This is a genomic window from Serratia sp. D1N4 (assembly GCF_054552755.1).
Genome location: NZ_CM137274.1, coordinates 4,300,926 through 4,326,232, shown reverse-complemented (window position 1 = coordinate 4,326,232; position 25,307 = coordinate 4,300,926). Strand labels below are relative to the sequence as shown.

Here is a 25,307-nt window from a genome sequence, read left to right as displayed (position 1 = left end):
TCGGCCTTGGACGTAGTTCGCATTAATTGTGGGAAAGAAAACGTTCAGCATCGGCAAGTGAGTGCAACAAGGTGGTTTCTTGCGGAGAGCCAATCCAAACGGCAATCGCGCTGTAGTTATCAGAACTGGCACCCTGGCCATTTTTATCCCAGGCTTGTTGCAGCAGAGAGAGCCATTCGCCGGGTGAATTCACCATATGCAGCGCCTGTTCCAGCTCATTGTGAGTAAAGTTGTGCCAGAAACCGTCGGTACACAGCAGGAAAACGTCACCGTCCTCCAGTTGCAGCACATCGCCATAGCTGGCATCGCGATCCTCATTGAGCCCTAAGGCGAAGTACAGGAGATTGCTGTTGATCCCGCTGGTTTGATAGCCAGCATCGGCCATTTGCTGCACCAGGCTGTGATCGCGAGTGATGGCATGCAAATAGCCCCGGCGAAACAGATACAGGCGGCTATCGCCTGCGTGTGCCCAGTAGGCAAGCTGGTAGTCACGATCGACAAACAGGCTCACCAGAGTGGTTCCCATCTTGCTGTACTGTGCCGATTGCTGCTGTTGCCGCTGAATGGCCTGATTGGCTTGCGAAATGTACTGGCGGATGCTTTGGGCATCCATGTGCTTTTCGCCATCAAAATTGCGCAGGATGGTGTCTCGCGCCACTTTGGCCGCAATCTCTCCCCCCGGTAGACCGGCAATGCCATCACAGACCACAAAACAAGCGGAGCGGTTGCCGATCACCTCGCCGATCTGATCCTGATTGCTCATGCGTTCTCCCTGATTGGAGGTAGAGGCGATGGTGATATTCATGGTGCCTCCGGTTTGATCTGTGAATCTTTGTATTGGTTGGCTTCTACGGCATAGGCATGCAGGAAGGCTTCACCAAACAGCGTATGGAAATCATCCTCAAGCTCACCGGAGGTTTTTCGGTAGCTTTTAACGAAGTAATCCCACAGCGCGGCCTTGCGGCTGGAAGGTAAGGCCAACCGAGGTACCGTACCCTCCTGGCGCGCTGCCTCTTCCAAAAGTTCCGGATTAAAGGATTGCAACATAGCGGCGATAATGGCGCGAATACCGGCGATCATGCCGAGTTGATGAGCCTGTAAGTCGATCAGCGCATCACGCACTGATTGCTCTGGCGGGATAAAACCCGGCATTTTGCTGCCAAACATTTGCATCAGCACGGTTTTGCCTGAGGGCAACAGCTTGAAGGGGTTGTTGGCTTCATCGAGGATCATGGTCATTTCTGCTTTGACGCCACGCTTGAGGATCGAGCGGGAAGAGAGTAACGCCACCGTCCCCTGTGAAAACAGGCTCAACAAGCGCCCCACCTGGCGTAGCTGCTGTTCGTCAAAGTGGGGCGCGGGTTGCAGGTCATACAGCCCGAGCCCTTGCAGTAAGGCCCTCAGTAATGGCCCTTCCAGCGTTTCGCCGTCAGAAGCGGGCAGGCTTGGCGGTTGATCGATTGAGTCGGCAATAGGATCGATCCCTAAGCGGTTTCCTGGGCGGCTCCTCGGTTTTGCCGGTGCAGTCTGGGGCTGAACCTTTGGCGGTTCGGGCTGGGTAATGGCCGCCCGGACCGGTGTTTCCGGCGTGAGGGATAATGGGGGGGCTGCCGATGGTACGGCACTGCTGAGTTGCAGGCCGAGCGGATCCTCACCGTTTAGGCTATCTGACACGGCTGCTGGAGCGGATGAGGTGCCAAACAGAGCCAAGGGATCCAGCTCTTGCGCGCTGGCGTGATTTTCCATTGAGGGAACAGGTTCAGGCATATGGCTCTCTGCCAGCAAGGTACTTGGCGTGGTATCAGCCAGAATATGCATTTGGTCAAAGGGGGTATCAGAGTTGAATAACGTGGCCGGGTCGATCGGCCTGGTTTGTAAATGCTGTAGGTCGATATTGCCGGTCAGCTGTTCCAGTGGGTCGTTAGGGTTCAGTTCGACGTGGGGTTCCGCCAGTAACGGATGGTGATTATCGTGGTAACTGGCCGGTGTTTGGGAGATCTCTCCTGGGGGGAATTCCTGTATCAGGCTATCCCAGATTTCATTGGGCACCGACACCGTGTTGGGTATAACCACCGGCTCAATATTGACGCTGTTGGCCATGGTGGGGGCCGGTACAGACGCTGGCTGTAGGCTGCTGACCTGAATCTGATAATCATCAATACCCAGAATATCGCCGTCCTGTAATTCAACCTGGCGGCCACGTTCTAGCGGAATATTATTGAGCTGTACGTTGGTGACATTGCCACGGTTGGTAATCCGGCATCCACCATCAACGGAAATATTTACGATGGCCTGTAGGCGAGATATGGCTCGCTCTTCATCTGGCAACACCAGATTATTATCCACGCTGCGGCCTATGGTTCCGCCTGGCGGCAGGAAGTCACAGCTGCTTTGTGGGGGGACCTGACCATTTTTGTTTTTTACAATAGCAAATCGCATAAGTCATTCCTGCTGATTAAGGCGCATACCCGAAATACGTGAGGCTATAGTTTCTGGTAGACGGCAACGGGATTACCTTTAAAAATTAATTTAATCAAATAGTTGTGGGTACTGGCCGCCACGGCCAGCGCTTGAACAACCCTCGGGATTAAACAGTAACGAGAACAGCTGCACGGTGAAATTGCCACTGTGTGCATGGGGCGATAATGGGCGAACATCGGCTTGATGGGGCCACCAAAAGCTGATGTATTGCGTGGGCTCAAAGCCATCAGCGGCCTGTTGCCACACCGGTCTGTTCTCTGGCTGATGTGGCAAACCGATAATTGAGAGAATCTCTGACTCCCCTGTCGCGGCGGGAATCGGCAACTCTGGCAGGGTGAGCAGCGCCTGATCAATTTGCGCGGCGGAGCAACCGTTACGTACGCCATGCAAGAGCGTCTGGCCGAGTTGGTGATACCACTGGGCAGCGGTATGCAACTGTCGCTGGTGCCAGTCATTCAGGTTCCACAGGCGCATCGCACAAACGGGGTAGTAACGGCCAACGCGGTCACGGGCGGGGAGCACACAGCCCATTTGTACATACTGATTGCCCAGCGGGGCGGGTATGACAAAGTTCCAGACCGGAGCCTGGTTGAAGGTATGTGTTCCGTTGCCAGGCCACTCCTGTTGCAGATTCAGTAAGCCGCTGTGAAACCAATCGGCCCAGCGGTTAACGACCACCTTGGGCAGACGGCGCTGAAGAAAATCCCCCTCAGCAGGCACTTTGCCATACCAGCCAATCTGCGTGGTTAGGTTTGGGTTGTGAACCATCATCATCACCTCTCGGGCTACGGGCAGGAAAATGCAGGTAGCTGGAAAGGATTGCGAATGCTGTTGGGGGTAAACTCCAACGTCACACTTTGCCCATCCAGATTAAAGGTCGCCTGTCGGCCCAGCGTACTGCCGTTATCAGACGATTTTGCCCGATCGACCAGGCGATTAAGCGCCCATGGCCCGGTGGTCACCATGCTGGCGGTGGTGCCGTTCGCCAAGGACAATTGCAAGTGCACCTGATTGGTATTGCGGGTGCCCGGCCAACTCACCACCAGCGGGACTTGCGGGCCGTGACTGTACTTGAACAACTGGCCGTCGATGTCCAGCGTCAGGTTCAGGATCGCGTTATCCATGCGCACTGGCCGTATGGTGACCCGGTAAGAGGGCACCGCAGTGCCGTTGGCAAAGAAGGCGTCCCGAATGCGTTGGGCCTGCTGGAATGAGGGCAGAATGCCCTCTCCTCCAGGCAGGGTTTTGCCATCGACGCCCGGCGTAAAACGCCAGATAGGGCGGGTGGTATCGACTTTCCCTTGTAGGTTGTCACGAAAAAAACTGTCCATCAGGCCGCTATTGGGGGCAAACATCCGCGCCAAATCGTCCGGCGTCACATCCTGCTGCGATCGAGGGTTAAGCGGATAACGGCCCGCAATCGCCTGGCGGCAAAAGCTGCCGACCTCAACGCTGATGCGCTTTTTGATATTCTCCATCTCTTTGCTTTGGGTATCGCTGCTGGCACCAATAGCCAGCGACAACAGCATTTGTTTGAATGGAATAGGTAAGCGGCCGGACTCTGCCTGTAAACGTGGAATAATATCGCTGGGGGGGACGGTCATACCGCTGTTGGCCGCGCCCTGAACCGCTGTCAGGTAATTGTAGAGGTCATCAACCTGCTTGAGTACGGCATCAAATGGGATGGTTTTATCGTCTTCTCCCTGACTCTGTGCCAGCTCCAGCAAAGGCGCAAAGTGTGCCATGACTACCTGTTCCGGCTGTGCAGAGACATCCCCATCAGCGTTGACCGGGCGCGTGGCAAAGAGCGTCTCCAGCGTGTGATTGGCCCCCTGATTTATTTTGTCTTCGGCTTTCCCCAGCAACGAGCGCCGATCGGCGTCACTCTGCTCGTCACGCAGGGTGAGGTATTGCCTTAGGTTCACCAACAGGTTGCGCATAGGGGAAGGGTTGCCAGAAAGTAAACGCGCGCTGCTGATGCGCTGGCTTAGCTCACTGATATTCGCCAGCTGTATATCCGCCAGCAGCGCATCCCAAACGGCGATAAAGTCCTGCATATAGAGTTGGCGTACCGTTTTTGTCAGGTCGGCACTTTTTTGTTCCGACGCCGTGCGGGCATTCAGCACCCAGCTATCTTCCTGACGCAGCGTTTCCGTGACCTGGCTGATGTTGTTATCAAACGCTTTCCAGTAACCTTGCGAGGTAAAAAGCCCAGGTATGCTTTCGGTCACCGGTTTGCCACTTTTGCGCGTAAAAGCCAGCTCTGCCTGTGGCCCGGCTAAATCCACCAGGCTGACCGGCTTGATCTCGGTTTGCTGCAACAGTAAACGCTTCAAACGGCTATAGACCCGCTGGGGGAGAGACGAACGTCCGAGGAGAGATTGCGCCTGTGCCACGAGCGATTCATCTTTGGCATAAGGCGAGGACTGGATTTGATCGTCAAGCAATTGGGCTAAATGCCATTCCAACCGCTCTAACTGTTGTTGCGTGACGCCCTGCTGCAGATGGCGCCGCAGGTTAAGCATCACCCAGGCACGCAGAAACTTCCCATCATATTGCTTTGGCAGATAGAGCATTTGATACGCTTTTAACGCTTCATAGCTGAAATCTGCATCGCTGTGATTGTCCTGGCGCAGCGTGAGGATAATCTGCTGCGCTACCTGTGGCAGCAGCAGCTCTTTCAGCGCCTTTTGGTAGAGCGCATTGCTGGCATAGCTGAGCTGCTCGCCCCGGTACAATCCCATACGGTAAGAGAGGGGGGGATCTTGCAGTGAAAAATGCTGTCTTTCGGGTAAATTCAGAATGCCGTCAAGGAACGGGATCAGGGGCAACATATCGCCAAAATCCAGCTGAGTCAGCCCTTGCCCTTGGTGCTCCAACTGCGGCACTTTAGCCGTTATTTCTGTCAGGTACTCTTTGTTATTGCCATAGCTGATAAACCAGCCGCTTGCCAGAATGACCAGCAGGCCCAACAGAGAAAAATAACCAGCCCAGTGCAAGGCACGGTTACGGTATTCCCACCAGCGGTTGCTCCCCGCCAGGCCCGCCTCCTGAAAGATCACCGTTTCCAGCATATCCTTTAGGAAAAAGCTTTGGCCTTTGGCCGCGGGGATCGGCGCTTCATGACTGAGGCTGTTCCAGTGGGAGTGCGCCGTTTCTGCTGATGGAGCGGTGGACAGTTGTAAATAGCGATTCAATTCGCCCATTACACGGTCAAAGGGCAAGCCTTCCTGGGTGCCACTGGTGAAATAGATGCCACGGGGAGTGAAACAGCTTTCAAAGTTGGAGCGGGTGAAAACCCGTTCCAGATATTGGTGCAGCAAGGGGCGCAAAGCCGCAAATTCCTGCGGGAACAGGTAACATCCGGCGCGTTGCCGAACATCGTGCTCGAGTAAAATGGTCTCTGGCAGGGCCGCGTTCAGCCGTTGCTGTAACAGGGTATATTGTGATTCGAAAGCCTGATTGAGGTCAAAATCAGCCTGGCGAGACTGTTCGTAAGGGAAGGTAAATCCCCAGATTTGCTCGCGCTGTGCTTTATCGAACTGGCTGAAATAAGCCATGAAACCGTTCAGTAAATCGGTTTTGGTGACCATCACATACACCGGAAAGCGAATACCTAACTGCTGATGCAGTTCGATCAGCCTTTTGCGTAGGGCATCGGCCTGCTTGGCGAGCGCTTCACTGCTTTCGCTCAGCAAATCGGCCACGCTAATGGTGATGATCACTCCGTTGATAGGCTGACGGGCGCGGTATTTTTTTAACAGTTCGACGAAGCTTTTCCACTCTTCGGCGTCCTCTAGACGCTGGCTTTCCTGCGTGGTGTAGCGCCCGGCGGTATCCAGCAAAATCGCCTCATTGGTAAACCACCAGTCGCAGTTACGTGTGCCACCGACGCCGCGCAGGGCGGATTGGCCAAAGCTTTCCGCTAATGGGAAGTGCAGCCCTGAGTTGCTCAGCGCGGTGGTCTTCCCGGCACCGGGAGCCCCGATGATGACATACCAGGGCAGTTGATAAAGATACTGGTGATTAAAGCGGTTCAGCCAAGGGTGCTTGCCCCCTTGCCCTGGGGCGAAGCGGGCTTTTTTTAACAGTTGCACCGCTTCATCAAACCGCTGGGACAGCAGGGGATCCTGCTGAGGCTGGGCTTTGGCCTGCCCCTTGGGGATTTCCTGGCTAGCCCGTAGGTTGCTCAGTAGCTTGCTGTTGAACCAGATACTGTAAATACGCGGAATGATGCGTAACAAAGCCCAGAGCAGATAAATAATGCCGATAGCGATCTGCCGGTTCAATTCTGGCTCGAGGGGCCGATAGTCGCCGATGGCGAGCAGTGGGCCTATCACCCAGATAATAAATGCCAATGCGGTAATGCCTATCGCCCCCCAGAGCAGGCGACTGGTGATAATGGAGAATAACGTTCTGAACATTACTGTCCGTTCCCTTGCTGCGATCGGTTGAGTTCTGCCTGTGTGTTTCCTGGTGCAACCAACAGGGTAATTTCGACCCGGCGGTTTAAGGCCCGGTGCTCTTCGCTGTTATTTTCCGCGACCGGATTGCTCTCGCCGCGGCCTTCCGTTTTGACCCGCAGTGGATCATCCAGGTGTTTTTGCAGTTGTGCGGTGACGGACGCGGCACGCGCCAGCGAAAGCTCCCAGTTAGAGGCGAAGCGGGGACTGCGGATAGGTAGGTTATCGCTGTATCCCGTTACCAGGATTTTGCCGCTGACGCCATTCATGGCGCTGGCGATCCGATCGATGACCGGAATATATTCCGTACGTACCGTGGTCGCCGCAGAGTCAAATAGCCCATCGCCTTTGAGGATCACCACGCTTTGTTGCGCCTCATCACGCACCGCGACCAAACCTTCGGCAATCTCCTGATGCAGAAAACCTTTCAGATCCAGCATCGGTGGCGGCGTGGGTGCCGGATTGCTGATGGTCATTTGCGGCAGATTGGCCTGATAAATGGAGGCCAGCACGGGAGAGGTCGTTTCACCCAGACGCCAGTTGAGAACAATAAAGAGCAATGAGGCAATAAACCCCGTCAGCGCGGCGCAGGCCCAGAGTGGCACCAAGGGACGCCAGTGTTTTTGCAATACAGGGAGATCCCGCGCATTGGGCGAGAGTGCGGTGGCATAACTGCCCCGCACCGAACGTATCATCTGTAACAGGCGCTGTTTGATGGTTTCTAACTGGGAGCGGCCGTTTTCGATCACCCGATAACGGCCTTCAAAACCCAGCAGCAGGCAGTAGTTGATCAGTTCCAGCAGTTGAATATGTTCACGTGGGTTCTGCGAAAGCTTGGCCAGCAGTTGGAAAAACTTTTCGCCGCCCCAGGTTTCATTATGGAAGGTCACCAACAGGCCACTGCCGGACCAGACGCTGTTACTGCCCCAAGGCGTTAAGGCGGCCGCTTCATCCAGCGCCGTACACAGGCAATAGCGAGCCCCGATGATCACTTCATAGGTCAGGTTTTCCCTTTTGGCGCGTACCTCGAAGTGGCGTACTTCATCTATCAACTGCTGGCGCAGCTGCGCCGGATCGGCATGGGTTGCCGACTGGCGGATCTGCAAAATCGCGTTCAGCAGTGGGTTAGCGGTGAGGATCAGTGGGTTATCCCATTGGGTTGCTTGAGTCATAAATTACCGATCCTGACCATGGGGGGCTTGCAGGCCGCTGGCCGTAACCACGATATGAGCGGTCAGTTCATCAGGGGATAATTGCCATATCTTGTAGAAGTTGGTTTCGGTGGGTTTGGGCAGTGGTAATGAAAGACGCCAGGTTTTACCGTCCAGCTCCCGGTATTCAGCAATAATGCCGATATAACGGGCATCCAGCGTGCTTTGCCCTGCCAGGGTTTTGCCTTTTTGCCCTGGAGCCAGGAAGAATTGATCGCTTTCAATCAGGCTATTGCCGAGTACGCTTTTCACATCGCCTTGCAGGGTAAAGAAGTCGGTTTCCATAAATTCAGCATCGGAGCGTAGCAGCAACACGCGGACTTTGACCGGGGCCGAAGATTGGCCGCCGCCCGCGTTGATCTGCGGATCGGCATCAAACATCAGGCTGTAGCGTGCTGGCACGTTTTTCGCGGATGACATACAGCCGCTGAGCAGAGATACGGTGAAAATCAACAGCAGCAGAGGCCAATAGCGCTGGATGGATTGTGATTGGATCATGATGCCTCTCATCATCAACGGTAGATTATTCAAGGATCCAAGTGGCTGACTTGGCGTCCTGACAGGCTTTGCTGTTCTTACCCAGGGTCACGCAGTTTTCAGCACCCTTTGTGGCACCGGCATGGTGGGTACGAGGGCGATCTTTACGGACCTCCGCCCGGTATTGGCTTTCAGCAACCCCGGCATTGCCCTGGATATAACCCATCAGTTCCCCTCCAGGTTCCTGCGAGACGGCCAACCATTTATTTTCTACTTCGCCTAAGGCGAAGAAAGGAGTGGCATTCTTCAGCCTGCCGAGCACTTGGCCGTTGTATCTCGGCTCGCTCATCAGGCTGGCGCTGTACAGGCTGCGATACTTTTTATTGATCGGTTTGAACTGTGCTGGTGGGGAAATTGTGGCGCGGTGTGTCAATGTCACGCCATCCACCTGATGGCTGACCAAAGCATCGGCAGCGATCGCAGGCTCTGTGCGTTCAGCACAAGCAGCGAGCAACAGCGAAAGCAGTAGTAGCGAAATCCGTATTTTCACAAGTGCCTCTTGGTCTCTTTTGGAGTTGCAATAACTCACTCAGTTAAGGGTTAGGGTGCAAGCAGCAACACTTTGAACTGGCTGGGTATGGTGCGCATGCCGGCCATATTGGTTGAATTTTGCAGGCTGAGACTGGTTAAACGCGTTGCTGGTGTTCCTTTCACTAACACGGTAAACGCACCGGTAGTGTGGCGTGATTGTCCCATGACCGTTCCAGACGCCACGCCCGTCCCAATGCCAACGTTATCCCCATTGGTGAGGGGGATAACCGTGGCCATGTTATGGGCTGGCACCCCCATAAACAGAATGTTGAAAGCATTAGGGATAGCAGTTTGCCCCGTGGCTATGTCTGGATAAGGGACAGGAGTCGGTGCTGGTGCAGGTGTCACGCAAACGTCGGGAAATGCCAGGTCGAGGCCCTGTAATTGGCAATTGGCAAACATGGTGTTACCCCATATGGATCTGTTCTGAATCGATTTTAGTCATGGCCTTGGAGGTAATAATGGTGTTCTGCGCGTGCATGCGCAGGTAATCCTCGGCCTGCATATCCAATTGGCCCGCGCGAACCTGCTCCATCTGTGTGGTTCTGCGCAAGAGTCGGTGGCTGATTTGGGTTACGGCTTGCCAGACGGACTCACACTGCCTGCCCACGATGCGAGACAGGCTGAGCCAGGCGGTGAGCGACTCACCGCTGTAATTCATCGCCTCAATATGGCAATCACTGGTTTTTGCCGTGATGTTCAATGCCTGGCTATCCAGACTGAGATTGCCCAGGGGGGCAATCTGTAAATCGCCTTCTACGCTGAGCACGGCGGGCTGCTGGCTTTCTGCCCGCGCCAAGACGGCCAGAAGCCATAGCTGCCCATCCGCGCTGGCGATCAGGACACGATCGCCGAACTCCGGAGTCAGCAGACAACTGGCGGCCCGGTGGCAGTGCCAGCCGCGGCCCTCGCTTTCAACCATCAGCGTACCGTCGCTGAGCAGGTTAACGACTTGTCCGGCGGCTTGTTGCGGCGGCGTTACGGGAAGCGTGTAGGGGGTAATTGCACTGGTCATGGTATTCCTTATTAGATTCGGCTCTGGCGCTGGGCGCTCCAGGTTTCTGCGTGCAGCAATTCTGGATCACTCTCCAGAATTCCATGGCGACCGGAAAAGTGAGAGCCCATTTGGTGAGCGCGATGAAAACGGCTGCGCATAAAATGGGCATGACGAAAATCTGCGGCCCTGAGGTCAGCGTAAGAGAAATCGGCATAGGTCAGATCGCTGCTACTGAAGGACGTACTCTCTGCGCGAACCTGCTGTAATACCGTTTGAAAGAGTCGGCAATGGGAGAAATCCGCGCGATCCAGGCAGGCCGAGACAAAAATGGCCTGATCGAACAGGCTGTGTTGGCACTGCGCTTCTGCCAGATTAGCGCTAAGAAACAGGGCCTGGCTGGCGTTGATGCCCTGAAGCCGCGCGCGTTGCAGTGAAGCGCCTTTGAAATTGCACTGGATAAGCTGGCAATGGGAAAAATCAGCGTCATCCAATTGGTTATCAGTGAACTGACAGCCACGAAAATGCTGGTGCTGATAGTTTTTGCCGCGTTGATCGCATTCAAAGAACGCCGCTCGATCAAACTGGCTGGCACTGAAATCGGTTTCGCGCAGATCAAGACGGAAAAAGGTGGTCAAGATGCTGTTGATATTATCCAGTTTTGCCTGCGTTAGCGCCGACTGGTAGAAGGTGACGCGATCCAAATGGGCATGGCTGAAGCTGGCGGCCTGTAACGATCCCTGCATAAACTGCGTTTTATCATGCTGGCTATGGCTGAAGTTGGCGTTATCCAGCGGACATTGGTTGAACGTGCTGTCACTCAGGGCGGTTTGATTAAACTGGCTGTTAGTCATCTCGCACTGATTAAATACCGTCTGTTTTAACCTGGCTTGCACGAATTTGGCGGCGGTCAGTTGGCATTCATTGAATACCGTTTCATGCAGATTGGCGCCGCTGAAATCCGCGCCACTGAAATCCGCTTCGCTGATGATCCCACCAGAGAGATCCAGCCCTGCCAACGATTGACCGGCAACGGAAACGTTCTGTACCGGTTCACCCTGTTTGATTTTTTGTTGTAGTTCCCTGGGCGTCAGCGTTTTCATATCAGCTCCTTGTCACGCTTTGGCAGCGTTTTGGTGCGCTGGGTGTAAGCGCCATCAATCTGGCTGGTGGCATCGATGGTTGACTGCGACATGTCCGTGCGAAACAGGTTGGCCCCACGCAAATCTGCACCGCTGAAATTGCACTTTTGCATCAGTGCGCCCATTAAATTGCTGTCGGTCAGTGTGGCGCCACGAAAATCCGTGCGTATAAACAGGCTACCGATGGCATTCATTTTGCTCATATCAGCCTGTTGGCAGTTGGCCTCACTCAGATCGCTGTTATCCAGTTTTGCCTTATGGAAAGAGGCTCCGCTCAATGGCATAAGGCGCAGATTGCACTGGGTTAGCGTCGCATCACGGAAATCCGCGCCGGTGAGGATGGTCTGCGCAGCGAAGGCGCAGGTCAGAAGCTTGGCTCCCTGAAAACGACTGCCTGTTGCCGAGGTGTCGATCCAGGAGCAACTGCCCAGTGTGGCATGGTCGAAGGCAGCCTGTTCCAGAGTGCATTTGATAAAAGCCACCTTGATCAGATGGGCATGTGAGAAATCCAGCGCGGGCGCGGTCAGTTCCAGAAAAAGGGTGTTTTCAATCCGGGCCTGATGGAAACGACAGCGGGAGAGATAGGTCTGATACAGCATCAACTCCCCGAGCGTGGCGTTATCAAAGATGCAGTTTTCCAGCAGCGTTTGCTGTAGCTGTACGTTCTTTAGACTGGCACCGGTGAAGTTGCTATCACGACATTGCGCCAGCGACAGGCTGGCATTGTTCAAAATCACCTCGCACAGGGAGGCATGGGTGATATCTGCCCGTGCCAGCATGGCGTTACTGAAGTTGGCACCATCCAACTGGCAGTGGCTGAGGTTGGCACTTTCCAGCAGAGCCTTGGAGAAATCTGCACCGCGCAGGTCCAGGCCAGAGAGATCGGCACCGGTGAAGTCCAGCCCGCTGAAGTCTCCCCCACGGCTCATCGTTAGCTGCGCGCGGTTGCGGATAATCTGGGCGATATCACCTTTCAATTTTGGGGCCGGGCTCTGCGCCTGCACCGACATCAGGTACATTTGGTGCAGTGAATGTTCAGTTTGTGCCAGTTTTTTATCTGACATCCCGTGCTCATTGTTGTGCAACATATCCAGCATGCGGTGCAGACTTTCCGGGCCCTTGGGTGTGTTGGCCTGTGCGGGGGGGTTATCAAGATCGACCCCATGTGCTCGGGCTTTGGCCTTGGCTTCTTCGCGTATCTTTTCGACTTGCTGCTCTATCTTTTCGACGAATTCCGGGATATCGGTCAAAGCAGACAGCTTTGTAGCTTCAAAAGTGGGGATAACCGCATGAATATCCTGCCCTCGTTGTGCCAGGCGCTCGCCATGCTCCTCACGTAGGCGTTGTACACGGTTTTGCATATTGCCGCGCATTGGGCCGTCATTTGTCGGTAGTTCGGTATCCAGCCAAGGGCCAATGGCGTTTTCGGGGATCAGATCTTTTTCACGGAACGAAAATAGAGCCCCTTTCTCTTTGTCCAGACGTTGGCGCAGCACCTTGCGGTAATGGTTGATTGAGCGCGGTGAACCGCTCTGCTCCAGCGCGGGCATGAGCTGTAAAACGTCGGCGGCATCGTCTTCATTGATCCGGGCGCTGCCATGCCAGATCAGCAGCATCTGTTCAAGATGTGGGAAAAACCATACCGTGGTATTACGCAGGGCAATTTCCTCAAATATCTCTTCGTCACCCCGTAATCGATTGATAAAACAGCGGGAGCGCCACGCCGGGAGGCGGCCTTCTTGCAGCGGTTTTTCCGGATGCATATTCCAGATGTGCCATGGTGCTTCGGGCGGAAGCGCATCGAGATTTTCCCACCACTGATCCTGCGGTGCGGCATTAAATAAGCGCCAGTCGATATCACGCGCGAAGCCAGGGAACTCATGTTGTAACCAGTGGGCATCATACTTTTTGCCAATACGGGAAAAACGGCGTGGCCACGTCAGATCCAACGAACTAAAGCCCGCTGGCTCTGGTTGCTGGTGCGGTGAGGTAAGGCGGTGGTGCAAAGGTTCGACATTTGGCAGACGATGAATCTGCGAGTTTTCAAATGGTTCTGGGCTTGCTCCGATCCCATGGGGATTTTCGGGGTGTTCCGGCCCACCGAATGCACGGCTCCAGTCCAGACGCATCTGTTGAAAAGGGAGAGGTGAAGAAGGGGTATTGTTAATCCAGTGGCGTTCACCAAATGCAACCAGCGTTTTTTCGCGTTGCTCCAGTTGGATCTTCACCGCACAGGCGGTTTTTTCCGCCTGATGATGGGTATAGGCATAACCCGTGGCAAGGAACTCGGCACAGGCTTTGGGGATCGCAAGATCGACAATGCCGCCGCTGGTTTGCAGCTCCTTTTCGGCAAGCTGCCACAGTTCGGGTTCAGGACGCAGACGCGGGGTACTCCCCATATCGGCTAATGCCAGCACGGAAACGCCGAGATAGTTTTTTTCCTGCCATCTGTAGGGGCGGTTCAGGATACTTAGCCGTAGTGGTTTGATGACTTTCATTGTTTTTATACGTCCGTGTGTACCGATAAATTAGAGTTTTTCTTTCCCCAAGTGCTCATTAATATTTTTCATAGGGGGTTAATTAAAAACCTCTGTTATTTAAATATAAAAGTCATTTCATTGGGGTTTTCTTTTAAGTATTTTATTTTTATCTTCATCCCTTTCTGTAGTTGCCCAGAGTAAAAACTAGGTATGATCTCTGTTTTTTTTATTATCTGTGGCTTATGTGTCGTTTCGTCGGTATACGAAAGTATAAAGAAAATTTTCGAGCCACCTGTTTGATTGGAGCTTATGTATCTATTTTCAATGATTTCAGCAGTGGTTATTATACCATTTTTTTCTATCTTACTATCTTTATAAAAAAGTCGCCCTATAAATAAAAATGCTGCTATTACAAGTAATGAAATGACAATGTAATTTGACATGCCCCCTCCTAATATAATTAAGATACGGAAAATAGCCCTGAGAAAAAGTTCTTAATCCCTGTAACGGTATAATCTACCGTTAAAATAAATTCAGTTCTTCCCTCAGCAGTTGCTAAATCAAAAGCCACGTTAGAATATGCGGTTCCTTTTAAATCTAAAGAAAAATCAATGATGGAAATATCAAGACCTTTGAATGACGCTGCGGCGAGTTCAACAGATACCATATCCTGTACAAAGCTCGTCTTCTTCACATCATTATGCTCAAACTCTGGGGAATCAATAAAAACCTTAGAGTCGCTTTTTAGTGTGATTAGTCCAGGTGTATGAATAAATACATCGCCTGAAACCTCTGTTACCCAACTGCCGGTAACATTGTAAGAAATATTACCAGTAACGGTATTGGTCATATTGCCGGTAACTGTTTCCGTTATATTGCCAGTGGTGGTTTCAGCTATGTCACCGGTTGTTACCTGTTTGATATCTCCAGTTATGGTTCGGGTGATATTTCCAGTTGTTGTTTGGGTTATATCACCGTTGGTTGTCTGAGTAACATCTCCTTTGGTCGTCTGGTTAACATTCCCTATGGTATTCTCTGTAATATTTCCATTAAACGTTCTGGTAATATCATCCGTAATGTTAACAATGTCCCCACCGCTTTTGATGGTGAACTCTCGGCCACTGGCGATCTCAACCTGCTGCTTATTATTAAAGGTGTTTTTCTCGAGTTCTTTAACGGTGATATCACGTTTGGAATTATAGGCAAAAACCGCATCACCCATAACGGTATCGAACTGTTGCCCACCGATATACGTCGTTCTGGTGCCATCAATGGTAATATTTTGATCGCCCTCGACGGAGATATTCATTTTGTCTTCGGCGTGCATATCAAGGGATTCACGGCCTGGGGCATCTTCAAAGAATAAATAGCTGGCATTGTCTGCGCTGCCATTGGTGCTACGTGACATAAAGCCCATTTTGGTGGCGTCGTTCGGGAGATCCCAAGGTGGCATGCTGTCTTCGTTATAGACGCGGCCGGTGATCAGCGGGCGGTCAGGATCGCCGTTGATGAAATCCACCACGACTTCTTCACCAACACGGGGAATTTGTACGCCACCATATTTCCAGCCAGCCCAGGAACTGGAAACACGTACCCAACAGGCACCGCTCTCGTCACCTCTGCCATGCCGATCCCAGCGGAATTTTAATTTCACGCGGCCATATTTATCCGTCCAGATAGGTTGGCCTTCTGGCCCAACAACCTCTGCGGTTTGGGGGCCATGCGTTTTTGGCCACGGAGTGATTCGGGCAGGGCGCCAATTTACATTGCTAGGTACGACGGTAAATTCGGTACGGTGCTCAGCGCTGCTCACATCGTCGCTGGAATAACTGCTTTCGGTCAGGAAATAGTGAGCCTCAATCGTCAGGTATTCGCGCTGATCTTCAACCCGTGGGGCGTTGGAAAGGGTAAAGGTATAGCCGGGAGCAATACCCAGAGTCGAACCCGTGCCAGTCATTCTTTCGTGTTGGGCTTCAAATTCCTGCTGGCGAACGCGTGCGTAGAATTGGCCATGGTCGTGATCGGTAAAATGCCCTGGCCAGTCGAACACTTCTGCTTTATCACCAGCAAAAGAGGTTGGGTTTTGGCGGGTTTCTAGCAGAGAGGCACGAGGTTTACGGAAATCATAATCATCCAGGCTATACAGGCTTGGGGTGATGGCATCGGAAACACTCCAACTTTGGATACCATTGAGAGTGGTACTTACCCCGGTATCTGTCAGTTGGTAGGGAATAATTTCATAACCTTCCAGTTTTTGGTGCGACTGCGGCGCGTCTGCAAGCACCATCGTATGGCTGCCCATGTCGTGACGGAAGTAGTAATAAATCCCTTCGTGTTCCATTAGCCGACTAATGAAGTTGAAGTCACTCTCCTGATACTGGACGCAATAGCCCCACTGGCGATAGCGGCTGGTGAGTTTGTTCTCTAGTTGGATTTGATAGTTGGCAAGGATACTGGAAATAATTTCAGGAATAGACTTTTCCTGCCAAATGCGGAAATCCCTGTTTTGTGTCAAATACCATAAGCCTGGTTGAACAGTTGCACGGTAAACATAATAGCGATCACCGCCAGACTCTCTACCGACGAGCGTCATACGAGTGATATAGCCATTTAAGTAGCGGGTGGAAGATGAGTTTGAACGTAATTCTATGGTTAGGGTTTTTCCTAATAAATCTCTAAGATTAATACTGCTATTGACACTTAAGAGTTCGATTTCAAATGAATAGAGTTCGGATATTTTTTCATTTCCAATGAGTGACTTAAATAACAAGGTATCATCAGCTAATGGAGTATGTGCCAAGATGACTCTGTTCATTGAATATCCTTATCCTTTAGGCATGGCTACCGCACAGAATCTGTGATGACAAATTCAGTACTAGATAAAAACAATTACAAATCAACATCATGGCCTGATTTTAAAAACTCACGTCAAACGATTTGTTTGCAGATACTCTGCTTTTAAAAAATGTAAATTATGCATAAAAAAACTGATGTATTACGGGTTTTTATTGTTTTTAATAATTAAAAATCATGAATGATAGCATTATGAAATCATCTCTTGGCTCGGGTTTTTCTGGGTTAAAGTCATGCTGGTAAATTAATCCATGCTGTTAATGTTACATTATTAAAATCCTTCTATTTATCTATGTCAAATACCTTATAAGGATTTATGACTACCAAAGCATTTTCTGGAACTATTAAACTGGCGTTATTAATTTTCATTTTTACCTTGCCAGAGTTAAATATAAAATTCCTTGAGTCATATCTATTTTCATCGCTAATATTTCCATCTTGCCTGATTTTGGGATTATTCCTAACCAGCCTAATGGCTAGCTGATTATGTTTGTAGAAATGAGAATGATGGGTAATACCCTCTATGGTGGGTATTCACCTGCTTTGCGACGGTAGGCGGTATAAAATGTATTTTATTGATTCACAATGTGATTGTGACTTTAGCCGCGTGGGTCGGTAGTAAAATCCCTGTTAAGCAGGCTAGGGTTTAGTGCTATTCTGTCACTCTTGTGCGAGGTGGGAAGCGTATCAATGTGTGTATCGAATAAATGACATATAGCATTGATTTTAATTAAATAATGCCTGGCAGGGTTGGTTGGCTGAGCTGGCCAACGCGGCGCCCACCAGGCGCACTAAAAAGCACCGCTAAAACAATTCAGATGTTTCTTCTGTTCAGCCTAGAGGCGTAAGAACAGATTAAGCGACCAATATCGGCTACCAGGGCCGTAAGCGTGGAGAGCGACAGCAATGGCTGGGGATGACCGTGAGCCTATCGGGCGCAAAGGAAAACAACCAAAACGTAACGTGCCGCGCAAACCGGCGCACCGTCGTCGCGATGACGATTATGATGATTACGAAGACGACGAGTATCAGGATGAGTATGACGATGATGAATATGATGACGAAGAGGAACGCATGCCACGTAAGGTAAAAGCGCGTCCTCCACGCAAAAAACGCCGCTGGCTTGGCCTGCTGATCAAACTGTTCCTGGTGGTTGCCGTGCTGCTGGCGATCTACGGTATTTATCTGGATTCCCAGATCCGCAGCCGTATCGATGGCAAGGTCTGGCAGTTACCGGCGGCGGTGTATGGCCGCATGGTCAACCTGGAACCCGGCATGCCCTACAGCAAAAAGGAGATGATCAGCCTGCTGGAAGGGATGCAATATCGCCAGGTGAGTCGGATGACGCGCCCGGGCGAATTCACCGTGCAGGGCAATAGTATTGAGATGCTGCGCCGTCCGTTCGATTTCCCGGATGGTAAAGAAGGCCAGATCCACGCACGGCTTGATTTCCAGAATAACGGTTTGGCAAAAATCGTTAACATGGAAAACCAGCGCAGTTTTGGCTTTTTCCGCCTCGATCCCCGCCTGATCACCATGTTGCAGTCGCCGAATGGCGAACAGCGGCTGTTCGTTCCGCGTGCGGGTTTCCCCGATCTGCTGGTGGATACGCTGCTGGCGACCGAAGATCGCCGTTTCTACGAACATGATGGCGTCAGCCCTTATTCTATCGGCCGTGCGGTGGTGGCCAACCTGACCGCCGGGCGCGCGGTGCAGGGGGGGAGTACCCTGACCCAGCAGTTGGTGAAGAACCTGTTCCTGACCAACGAACGTTCATTGGCGCGTAAGCTCAATGAAGCCTATATGGCGTTGCTGATGGATTACCGTTACAGCAAAGACCGCATTCTGGAGCTGTACCTGAACGAGGTGTATCTCGGCCAGAGCGGTAGCGATCAGATCCGTGGTTTCCCATTGGCCAGCCTGTATTACTTCGGCCGCCCAGTAGATGAACTGAGCCTGGATCAGCAGGCGCTGCTAGTGGGCATGGTGAAAGGGGCGTCGCTGTATAATCCGTGGCGCAACCCGCAGTTTGCTCTGGAGCGCCGCAATGTGGTGCTCAAGCTGTTGCAAAACCAGGGAATGATCGACGCTGAGCTGTATAACATGCTGAGTGCGCGCCCGCTGGGCGTGCAGCCGAAGGGTGGGGTGATTTCACCGCAGCCAGCGTTTATGCAACTGGTGCGTCAGGAACTGCAGAACAAGCTGGGCGACAAGGTTAACGATCTTTCCGGCGTGAAGATTTTCACCACGCAGGACCCGGTTTCACAAGATGCGGCTGAAAAGGCCGTGGAGGATGGGATTCCCGCGCTGCGTGCCGCGCGCCACCTTAACGACTTGGAAGCGGCGATGGTGATCGTCGATCGCTTTACCGGCGAAGTTCGTGCCATGGTGGGCGGGGCTGACCCGCAGTTTGCCGGTTTTAACCGGGCGCTTCAGGCCCGCCGTCTGGTGGGGTCGCTGGCTAAGCCGCCAACCTATCTGGCGGCGTTGTCAGAGCCGGATAAATATCGCCTCAATACCTGGCTGGCGGATCAGCCGTTGTCGATCAAACTGCCGAACGGCAGCCTGTGGCAGCCGAACAACTACGATCGCCAGTTCCGTGGTCGGGTGATGCTGGTGGATGCGTTGGCGAACTCGCTCAACGTACCCACGGTGAATCTGGGGATGTCGGTTGGGTTGAATCAGGTCAGCGCCACCTTGCAGCACCTGGGTATCCCCAAAACGGCGATTACTCCGTTACCTTCTATGTTGTTGGGGGCGATCGGCCTGACGCCGATGGAAGTGGCGCAGGAATATCAGACCATCGCCAGCGGTGGTAACCGTGCGCCGCTGTCAGCGGTGCGCTCGGTGATCGCGGAAGACGGTTCGGTGCTGTATCAGAGCTTCCCGCAGGCGGAACGCATGGTGCCTGCCCAGGCAGCGTATCTGACGCTGTATGCGATGCAGCAGGGCGTGGCGCGCGGGACATCCCGTTCGCTGTCGGTGAAATTCCCGAACTACAATTTGGCCGCAAAAACTGGTACCACCAACGATCTGCGTGACAGCTGGTTTGCCGGTATCGATGGCAAAGAAGTGGCGATTGCCTGGGTCGGGCGTGACAACAACGGCCCGGCCAAGCTGACCGGCGCTAACGGTGCCTTGACCCTGTATCGCCGTTATCTGGAAAACCAGACGCCGTTGCCGCTGATGCTGCAACAGCCAGAAGGGATCAGCCAGATGGGGATCGATTCTGCCGGTAACTTTATCTGTGGCGGCGGCAGTTCACGCACCATTCCGGTTTGGACTGAAGATCCTCAGCGGTTATGCCAGGCTAGCCAGGTGGCTGAACAACAGCAGCAACAGCAACAGCAACAGCAGCAGCCGTCAGGTGAACAGAAAGATGCTAATGGCGTTGCTGGCTGGATTAAGGATATGTTTGGCCAGTAGTTAAGCTGATTTGTGCTATCAAGCCCGTGACTTTTGTTGCGGGCTTTTTTCTTGTTTTTGCGCGGCGCTGCGCAACGTTGGCATTTACCGATAAAACGGTCATTAGTAAGGCCGGAGAGATGAATATACTGCGCGTGGGTGCTCTGGATCTTTGTATCTGGAGCCTGAGCGAAAGGTACAAAGAGAAAAGCCCCGAGTCGATAACATCAACCTGCACTGAACCCAAAAAGCTCTGACTCCGTGATAGGAGAGCCCCTTTGCTAACGTGGATAATCATGACACTCAGTGAAATCGGTCATGTGAGCATCCATCCATTTTCCATGGTGTACACAGTACTCCTATTGGTGTACTATGTACCTACATAAGGCGAATGTTCAGTGAGTCATGCGATAGAGTTTATCGAGACCCCAATGTTTACCCGACAGATAAAGCAGATCGCCACTGACGATGAGCTCAAAGATCTTCAGAAAGCGCTTATTGCATCCCCTGATAAAGGCGAGTTGATTCAGAAAACGGGTGGACTGCGAAAAATCAGGATGGCGACAGGTTCTCAGGGAAAGAGTGGCAGCGCCAGAGTCATCTACTTCCTCGCAACCGAGGAGGTTATCTATCTCGTTATGGCCTACCCTAAGAGCACCAAAGACAGCCTGAGCGATGCGGAAAAAACTGAGTTGAAGAAACTCACAAAATTACTGAAAGATGAGGTGTGAGATGAGTTTTTTTGATGACCTGAAAACATCTCTGGAAGAAGCTGTAGACATCAAGCACGGTATCAAAGCGCCAGCTAATGTTACCCGTTATGAGATAGCGGATGTCAGGGCTATCAGAGAACAGCTTAATGTTTCACAGGCTGAAATGGCAAAGGCGTTGGGAACCAGCGTTGATACGATCAAAAGCTGGGAGGCTAAGCGGCGCAACCCAACCGGCCTGGCGGCGAAAGTGCTGGCAACCATTCAGGCTAACCCTGCTTTCTTTCGTGAACTGGCAGCGCATTGACCATCCACTAAAACAACAACGGCGAGCCACTGGCTCGCCGTTGTTACTTCCGCAATACAAACTTACTTCAGGCCAGCCGCTTCGCGCAACTGAGCGGCTTTGTCTGTTGCTTCCCACGGGAAGTGCTCGCGGCCAAAGTGGCCGTAAGCCGCGGTTTCGCGGTAGATCGGTTGCAGCAGGTCCATCATCTGGATCAGGCCGTATGGGCGCAGATCGAAGAACTCACGCACCAGCAGGGTCAACTGCTCGGTAGAGACTTTCTCGGTACCGAAGGTCTCCACCATGATGGAGGTCGGTTCTGCCACGCCGATAGCGTAGGAAACCTGGATCTCACAGCGATCGGCCAAGCCAGCAGCAACGATGTTTTTGGCGACATAACGTGCAGCATAGGCGGCTGAGCGGTCAACTTTGGATGGATCTTTACCGGAGAACGCGCCGCCACCGTGACGTGCCATACCACCGTAGGTATCCACGATGATTTTACGCCCGGTCAGCCCACAGTCGCCCATTGGGCCACCAATCACAAAACGGCCGGTTGGGTTGATGTGGTATTTGGTGCTGGCGCTGAGCCACTCTGCTGGCAGAACCGGTTTGATGATCTCTTCCATCACCGCTTCTTGCAGATCTTTCAGGGCGATATCTTCGCAATGCTGGGTGGAAAGTACCACGGCGTCGATACCCACGATTTTGCCGTCATCGTACTGGAAGGTGACCTGGCTTTTGGCATCTGGGCGCAGCCAAGACAGCGTGCCGTTTTTACGCACTTCGGCCTGGCGCTGAACCAAGCGGTGTGCATAAGTGATGGGTGCAGGCATCAGCACGTCGGTTTCGTTGGTGGCATAGCCAAACATCAGGCCCTGATCGCCGGCACCCTGCTCCAGCGGATCGGAGCGGTCAACCCCCTGATTGATATCCGGCGATTGTTTACCGATGGCGCTCAACACGGCACAAGAATTGGCGTCAAAACCCATATCGGAATGGACATAGCCAATTTCGCGCACGGTTTTGCGGGTGATCTCTTCAATATCAACCCAGGCGCTGGTGGTGATCTCACCGCCAACCAAAACCATGCCGGTTTTCACGTAGGTTTCACAGGCTACGCGCGCTTTTGGATCTTGTTCCAGGATGGCGTCAAGAACCGCATCAGAGATCTGGTCGGCAATTTTATCCGGATGCCCTTCGGAGACAGATTCGGACGTGAAGAGGTGTTTAGCCATTGTGTTCTTTACCTTGCATAAGACGGGTTAGAAATTACTGCACAGCGCTGGAGATCCGGGCATCAAAGCGAAGGGTCTTCCGCCGATGGCGAGATGCATCCTGCAACGCCCCTCAGGCAAAGCCGTTAAGCAGTTTATCAGTCAAACAGTATAGATGGATTAACATCTGGACGTCTATTTTAGGCCAGCATTCGGCCGGATTGCCAGCAATTTTTTGCCATAGCGCTCTTTTACATTCGGCCCCGGACGCCATTTTCATCGCTTGAAACAGTTTCTGGCAAATTTTCATTTTGCATTTTACCCAGGGGTTCGGTATAAACTGCGCGCGCGGTTCATTTGGTGCACAGCGCGGTTTTGGTTAAATCCCGGATCGCCGCATCATTACCTGCCGTAGGCACCGATTACGGTGCCGCCGCTTCACTGAACGTTAACGTTCTTACACTACATTAGAGGCTTAGTCGTTCATTGCGAGCGACGTGCGTGGAGGTGGTTGGATTAATGATCCGTTGTCTACCGGTTGTTGGCTCTCAACAGCAGTGCCGTTCTGGCGCATATTCTTCTGTTATTTCCCGTCTTGTCTCCACACCATCTACCCGATGTTATACCCATATGGGCGCTACTCAGGATTCTCGGGCCGGCTAACGGTCATCTGAAGAACTGAACAAGGGTAGCCTGCAGCTTTCCTGTGGGATCTTTTTTGACCCGATTCACGAGGTTTGAATAGGGTGTCTTACAATAAATCTATTGGGTATCAACCGATCGTGAATCACGAACGGCAGATTAATTCACTGCCAGAGTAGCGCTTTACTGGGTTGTTCTCACGGATTTTAGCTGCGATAGTGGCTGACTGTATCGCCAGTGCGCGATATGAGGCGAGTAATGTCTGATGATCTGTTGATTCACCATCCGTCAGTAGCGGATGAAAATTTATCTTTGCGCTCCATGCAGGAGGTTGCCATGAATGATCTTAATGCCAGCAAGATGCTGCGTACTTATAACGTCGCCTACTGGGGCAACAATTATTTTGACGTCAACGAACTGGGCCACATCAGCGTGTGCCCGGATCCGGACGTCCCGCATGCGCGTGTCGATCTCGCTGAACTGGTGAAAGAACGGCGCAAAGACGGCCAGCGTCTGCCAGCCCTGTTCTGTTTCCCGCAGATTTTACAGCACCGCTTGCGCTCAATTAACGCCGCGTTCAAGCGTGCGCGTGAATCTTTTGGTTATGAAGGCGGCTACTTCCTGGTTTACCCGATCAAGGTTAACCAGCACCGCCGGGTGATCGAATCCCTGGTCAATTCCGGCGAACCGCTGGGGTTGGAGGCGGGTTCCAAGGCTGAACTGATGGCCGTACTGGCCCATGCCGGTATGACCCGTTCGGTGATCGTCTGTAACGGCTACAAAGACCGTGAATATATCCGTCTGGCGCTGATCGGTGAAAAACTGGGGCACAAAGTCTACCTGGTGATCGAGAAGATGTCAGAAATCCAGCTGGTGCTGGAGGAAGCCGAGCGTTTGAATGTGATCCCGCGTTTGGGCGTGCGTGCACGCTTGGCCTCACAGGGTTCGGGCAAGTGGCAGTCGAGCGGGGGCGAGAAATCCAAGTTCGGTCTGGCGGCGGTTCAGGTGCTGAAACTGGTGGAAACCCTGCGCGCAGCGGACCGCCTCGAAAGCCTGCAACTGTTGCACTTCCACCTGGGTTCGCAGTTGGCCAACATTCGTGATATCGCCACCGGTGTGCGTGAATCTGCGCGCTTCTATGTGGAACTGCACAAGCTGGGCGTCAACATTCAATGCTTCGACGTCGGCGGTGGTCTGGGTGTTGATTACGAGGGCACTCGTTCACAGTCCGATTGTTCGGTGAACTATGGCCTGAACGAATATGCCAACAACGTGATCTGGGGGATCGGTGATGCCTGTAATGAACATGGCCTGCCGCACCCGACGGTGATTACCGAATCTGGCCGTGCCGTTACGGCTCACCACACGGTGCTGGTTTCCAACGTGATTGGCGTTGAGCGCAATGAATTTTGCGATCCGGTTCCACCGGCTGACGATGCGCCGCGTGCGCTGGAAAGCATGTGGGAAACCTGGCAGGAGTTGAACGAACCGGAAAACCGCCGCTCACTGCGTGAATGGTTGCACGATAGCCAGATGGATCTGCACGACGTCCATACCCAGTACGCTCACGGCATGCTGGATCTGACCCAACGCGCCTGGGCCGAGCAGTTGTATCTGAACATCTGCAATAAGATTCAGCAGCAGCTTGATCCTAGCAACCGTGCGCACCGCCCGATCATTGATGAATTACAGGAGCGGATGGCGGATAAGTTCTACGTCAACTTCTCGTTGTTCCAATCCATGCCGGATGCCTGGGGCATCGATCAATTGTTCCCGGTATTGCCGCTGGAAGGGTTGGATAAGCCACCAGAAGGGCGCGCTGTGCTGCTGGATATCACCTGTGATTCTGACGGCACCATCGATCACTATGTTGATGGCGACGGTGTGGCAACCACTATGCCGATGCCGCCGTACGATCCCGAAAACCCACCTGCGCTGGGCTTCTTTATGGTGGGGGCTTATCAGGAGATCCTCGGCAATATGCACAATCTGTTTGGTGATACGGCATCGGTTGATGTTTACGTATTCCCAGACGGCAGCGTGGAAACCGAACTGTCTGACGAAGGTGATACCGTCGCCGATATGCTGGAATACGTACAGCTCGATCCGAAGGTGCTGCTGGCCCGTTTCCGCGATCAGGTGAAGGAAACCGATCTGGACAGCGAGTTGCAGGCGCAGTTTGTGGAAGAGTTTGAAGCCGGGCTGTATGGTTACACGTACCTTGAAGACGAATAAATAGTCATCAACGGCTGGGCGTTATCTCTGCGCTCAGCCGGTTTATCCTCTCACGCCTCCCTCTGATTTATCATTTTCAATCCCCCGAGTTATCACAAATTAGTTAACTCTCCGTGAGGA

Annotated in this window: 19 protein-coding genes; 5 read left to right on the top strand and 14 right to left on the bottom strand. The window is 52.7% G+C overall.

Annotated features, from left to right (window positions below; all coding sequences use genetic code 11):
* Positions 1–22: 22 nt before the first annotated feature.
* From ACX1CU_RS19405 to ACX1CU_RS19345, 13 genes are all read right to left on the bottom strand, one after another.
* Positions 23–805 carry a PP2C family protein-serine/threonine phosphatase gene (locus tag ACX1CU_RS19405; RefSeq protein ID WP_459399861.1) on the bottom strand — a complete coding sequence of 261 codons (783 nt, stop codon included), beginning with the start codon at positions 803–805 and terminating at the stop codon, positions 23–25.
* Complete coding sequence (tagH, locus tag ACX1CU_RS19400; protein ID WP_459399860.1) at positions 802–2,439, bottom strand: type VI secretion system-associated FHA domain protein TagH; 1,638 nt, start codon at positions 2,437–2,439, stop codon at positions 802–804. Before tagH ends, ACX1CU_RS19405 begins: the two co-directional genes overlap by 4 nt.
* Before the next feature lie 90 nt (positions 2,440–2,529).
* Complete coding sequence (tagF, locus tag ACX1CU_RS19395) at positions 2,530–3,249, bottom strand: type VI secretion system-associated protein TagF (protein ID WP_459402862.1); 720 nt, start codon at positions 3,247–3,249, stop codon at positions 2,530–2,532.
* Between the two features lie 17 nt (positions 3,250–3,266).
* Positions 3,267–6,905, bottom strand: a complete 3,639-nt coding sequence (tssM, locus tag ACX1CU_RS19390) for a type VI secretion system membrane subunit TssM (protein WP_459399859.1) — start codon at positions 6,903–6,905, stop codon at positions 3,267–3,269.
* Positions 6,905–8,116 (bottom strand): DotU family type VI secretion system protein, encoded by a 1,212-nt coding sequence (locus tag ACX1CU_RS19385; RefSeq protein ID WP_459399858.1) that lies wholly within the window; start codon positions 8,114–8,116, stop codon positions 6,905–6,907. The genes tssM and ACX1CU_RS19385 overlap by 1 nt, the downstream gene beginning before the upstream one ends.
* 3 nt (positions 8,117–8,119) lie before the next feature.
* On the bottom strand, positions 8,120–8,650 hold the full coding sequence (gene tssJ / locus ACX1CU_RS19380; protein WP_459402861.1) for a type VI secretion system lipoprotein TssJ: 531 nt from the start codon (positions 8,648–8,650) through the stop codon (positions 8,120–8,122).
* 28 nt (positions 8,651–8,678) lie between these two features.
* On the bottom strand, positions 8,679–9,182 hold the full coding sequence (locus tag ACX1CU_RS19375; protein ID WP_459399857.1) for a type VI secretion system accessory protein TagV: 504 nt from the start codon (positions 9,180–9,182) through the stop codon (positions 8,679–8,681).
* A gap of 50 nt (positions 9,183–9,232) precedes the next feature.
* Positions 9,233–9,625, bottom strand: coding sequence for a DUF4150 domain-containing protein (locus ACX1CU_RS19370; RefSeq protein WP_459399856.1), 393 nt, complete (start codon positions 9,623–9,625; stop codon positions 9,233–9,235).
* A gap of 4 nt (positions 9,626–9,629) precedes the next feature.
* Complete coding sequence (locus ACX1CU_RS19365; RefSeq protein WP_459399855.1) at positions 9,630–10,238, bottom strand: DUF3540 domain-containing protein; 609 nt, start codon at positions 10,236–10,238, stop codon at positions 9,630–9,632.
* An 11-nt stretch (positions 10,239–10,249) separates the two neighbouring features.
* A complete protein-coding gene (locus tag ACX1CU_RS19360) occupies positions 10,250–11,320 on the bottom strand; it encodes a pentapeptide repeat-containing protein (protein WP_459399854.1) in 1,071 nt (356 codons plus the stop codon).
* Positions 11,317–13,857 carry a DUF2169 family type VI secretion system accessory protein gene (locus ACX1CU_RS19355; RefSeq protein ID WP_459399853.1) on the bottom strand — a complete coding sequence of 847 codons (2,541 nt, stop codon included), beginning with the start codon at positions 13,855–13,857 and terminating at the stop codon, positions 11,317–11,319. The genes ACX1CU_RS19360 and ACX1CU_RS19355 overlap by 4 nt, the downstream gene beginning before the upstream one ends.
* 95 nt (positions 13,858–13,952) lie before the next feature.
* Complete coding sequence (locus ACX1CU_RS19350) at positions 13,953–14,282, bottom strand: hypothetical protein (protein WP_459399852.1); 330 nt, start codon at positions 14,280–14,282, stop codon at positions 13,953–13,955.
* Between the two features lie 17 nt (positions 14,283–14,299).
* Positions 14,300–16,654 carry a type VI secretion system Vgr family protein gene (locus ACX1CU_RS19345; protein WP_459399851.1) on the bottom strand — a complete coding sequence of 785 codons (2,355 nt, stop codon included), beginning with the start codon at positions 16,652–16,654 and terminating at the stop codon, positions 14,300–14,302.
* Positions 16,655–17,598: 944 nt separating this feature from the next.
* On the opposite strand from ACX1CU_RS19345, the gene mrcB reads away from it, so the two are divergent.
* From mrcB to nadS, 3 genes are all read left to right on the top strand, one after another.
* Complete coding sequence (gene mrcB, locus ACX1CU_RS19340) at positions 17,599–20,118, top strand: bifunctional glycosyl transferase/transpeptidase (RefSeq protein WP_459399850.1); 2,520 nt, start codon at positions 17,599–17,601, stop codon at positions 20,116–20,118.
* A gap of 377 nt (positions 20,119–20,495) precedes the next feature.
* A complete protein-coding gene (locus ACX1CU_RS19335; protein WP_459399849.1) occupies positions 20,496–20,828 on the top strand; it encodes a type II toxin-antitoxin system RelE/ParE family toxin in 333 nt (110 codons plus the stop codon).
* Position 20,829: 1 nt separating this feature from the next.
* Positions 20,830–21,114, top strand: a complete 285-nt coding sequence (nadS, locus tag ACX1CU_RS19330; RefSeq protein WP_459399848.1) for a NadS family protein — start codon at positions 20,830–20,832, stop codon at positions 21,112–21,114.
* A gap of 62 nt (positions 21,115–21,176) precedes the next feature.
* Here nadS and metK read toward each other — a convergent pair whose 3' ends face one another.
* Positions 21,177–22,331, bottom strand: coding sequence for a methionine adenosyltransferase (gene metK / locus ACX1CU_RS19325; RefSeq protein ID WP_459399847.1), 1,155 nt, complete (start codon positions 22,329–22,331; stop codon positions 21,177–21,179).
* A 498-nt stretch (positions 22,332–22,829) separates the two neighbouring features.
* Here metK and ACX1CU_RS19320 point away from each other — a divergent pair, with 498 nt between their 5' ends.
* Both ACX1CU_RS19320 and speA read left to right on the top strand, forming a co-directional pair.
* On the top strand, positions 22,830–22,973 hold the full coding sequence (locus ACX1CU_RS19320; protein WP_422066799.1) for a hypothetical protein: 144 nt from the start codon (positions 22,830–22,832) through the stop codon (positions 22,971–22,973).
* A 225-nt stretch (positions 22,974–23,198) separates the two neighbouring features.
* Positions 23,199–25,187 carry a biosynthetic arginine decarboxylase gene (gene speA / locus ACX1CU_RS19315; protein ID WP_459399846.1) on the top strand — a complete coding sequence of 663 codons (1,989 nt, stop codon included), beginning with the start codon at positions 23,199–23,201 and terminating at the stop codon, positions 25,185–25,187.
* The last annotated feature ends 120 nt before the right edge of the window (positions 25,188–25,307 follow it).

Bases quoted from the DNA above. Each gene is read 5' to 3' on its own strand.
- ACX1CU_RS19345 (WP_459399851.1), bottom strand. From the start codon at position 16,654: ATGAACAGAGTCATCTTGGCACATACTCCATTAGCTGATGATACCTTG.
- ACX1CU_RS19360 (WP_459399854.1), bottom strand. From the start codon at position 11,320: ATGAAAACGCTGACGCCCAGGGAACTACAACAAAAAATCAAACAGGGT.
- ACX1CU_RS19405 (WP_459399861.1), bottom strand. From the start codon at position 805: ATGAATATCACCATCGCCTCTACCTCCAATCAGGGAGAACGCATGAGC.
- tssM (WP_459399859.1), bottom strand. From the start codon at position 6,905: ATGTTCAGAACGTTATTCTCCATTATCACCAGTCGCCTGCTCTGGGGG.
- ACX1CU_RS19370 (WP_459399856.1), bottom strand. From the start codon at position 9,625: ATGTTTGCCAATTGCCAATTACAGGGCCTCGACCTGGCATTTCCCGAC.
- tagF (WP_459402862.1), bottom strand. From the start codon at position 3,249: ATGGTTCACAACCCAAACCTAACCACGCAGATTGGCTGGTATGGCAAA.
- tagH (WP_459399860.1), bottom strand. From the start codon at position 2,439: ATGCGATTTGCTATTGTAAAAAACAAAAATGGTCAGGTCCCCCCACAA.
- mrcB (WP_459399850.1), top strand. From the start codon at position 17,599: ATGGCTGGGGATGACCGTGAGCCTATCGGGCGCAAAGGAAAACAACCA.
- ACX1CU_RS19355 (WP_459399853.1), bottom strand. From the start codon at position 13,857: ATGAAAGTCATCAAACCACTACGGCTAAGTATCCTGAACCGCCCCTAC.
- ACX1CU_RS19365 (WP_459399855.1), bottom strand. From the start codon at position 10,238: ATGACCAGTGCAATTACCCCCTACACGCTTCCCGTAACGCCGCCGCAA.
- metK (WP_459399847.1), bottom strand. From the start codon at position 22,331: ATGGCTAAACACCTCTTCACGTCCGAATCTGTCTCCGAAGGGCATCCG.
- speA (WP_459399846.1), top strand. From the start codon at position 23,199: ATGAGGCGAGTAATGTCTGATGATCTGTTGATTCACCATCCGTCAGTA.
- ACX1CU_RS19320 (WP_422066799.1), top strand. From the start codon at position 22,830: ATGATCCGTTGTCTACCGGTTGTTGGCTCTCAACAGCAGTGCCGTTCT.
- nadS (WP_459399848.1), top strand. From the start codon at position 20,830: ATGAGTTTTTTTGATGACCTGAAAACATCTCTGGAAGAAGCTGTAGAC.
- ACX1CU_RS19385 (WP_459399858.1), bottom strand. From the start codon at position 8,116: ATGACTCAAGCAACCCAATGGGATAACCCACTGATCCTCACCGCTAAC.
- ACX1CU_RS19350 (WP_459399852.1), bottom strand. From the start codon at position 14,282: ATGTCAAATTACATTGTCATTTCATTACTTGTAATAGCAGCATTTTTA.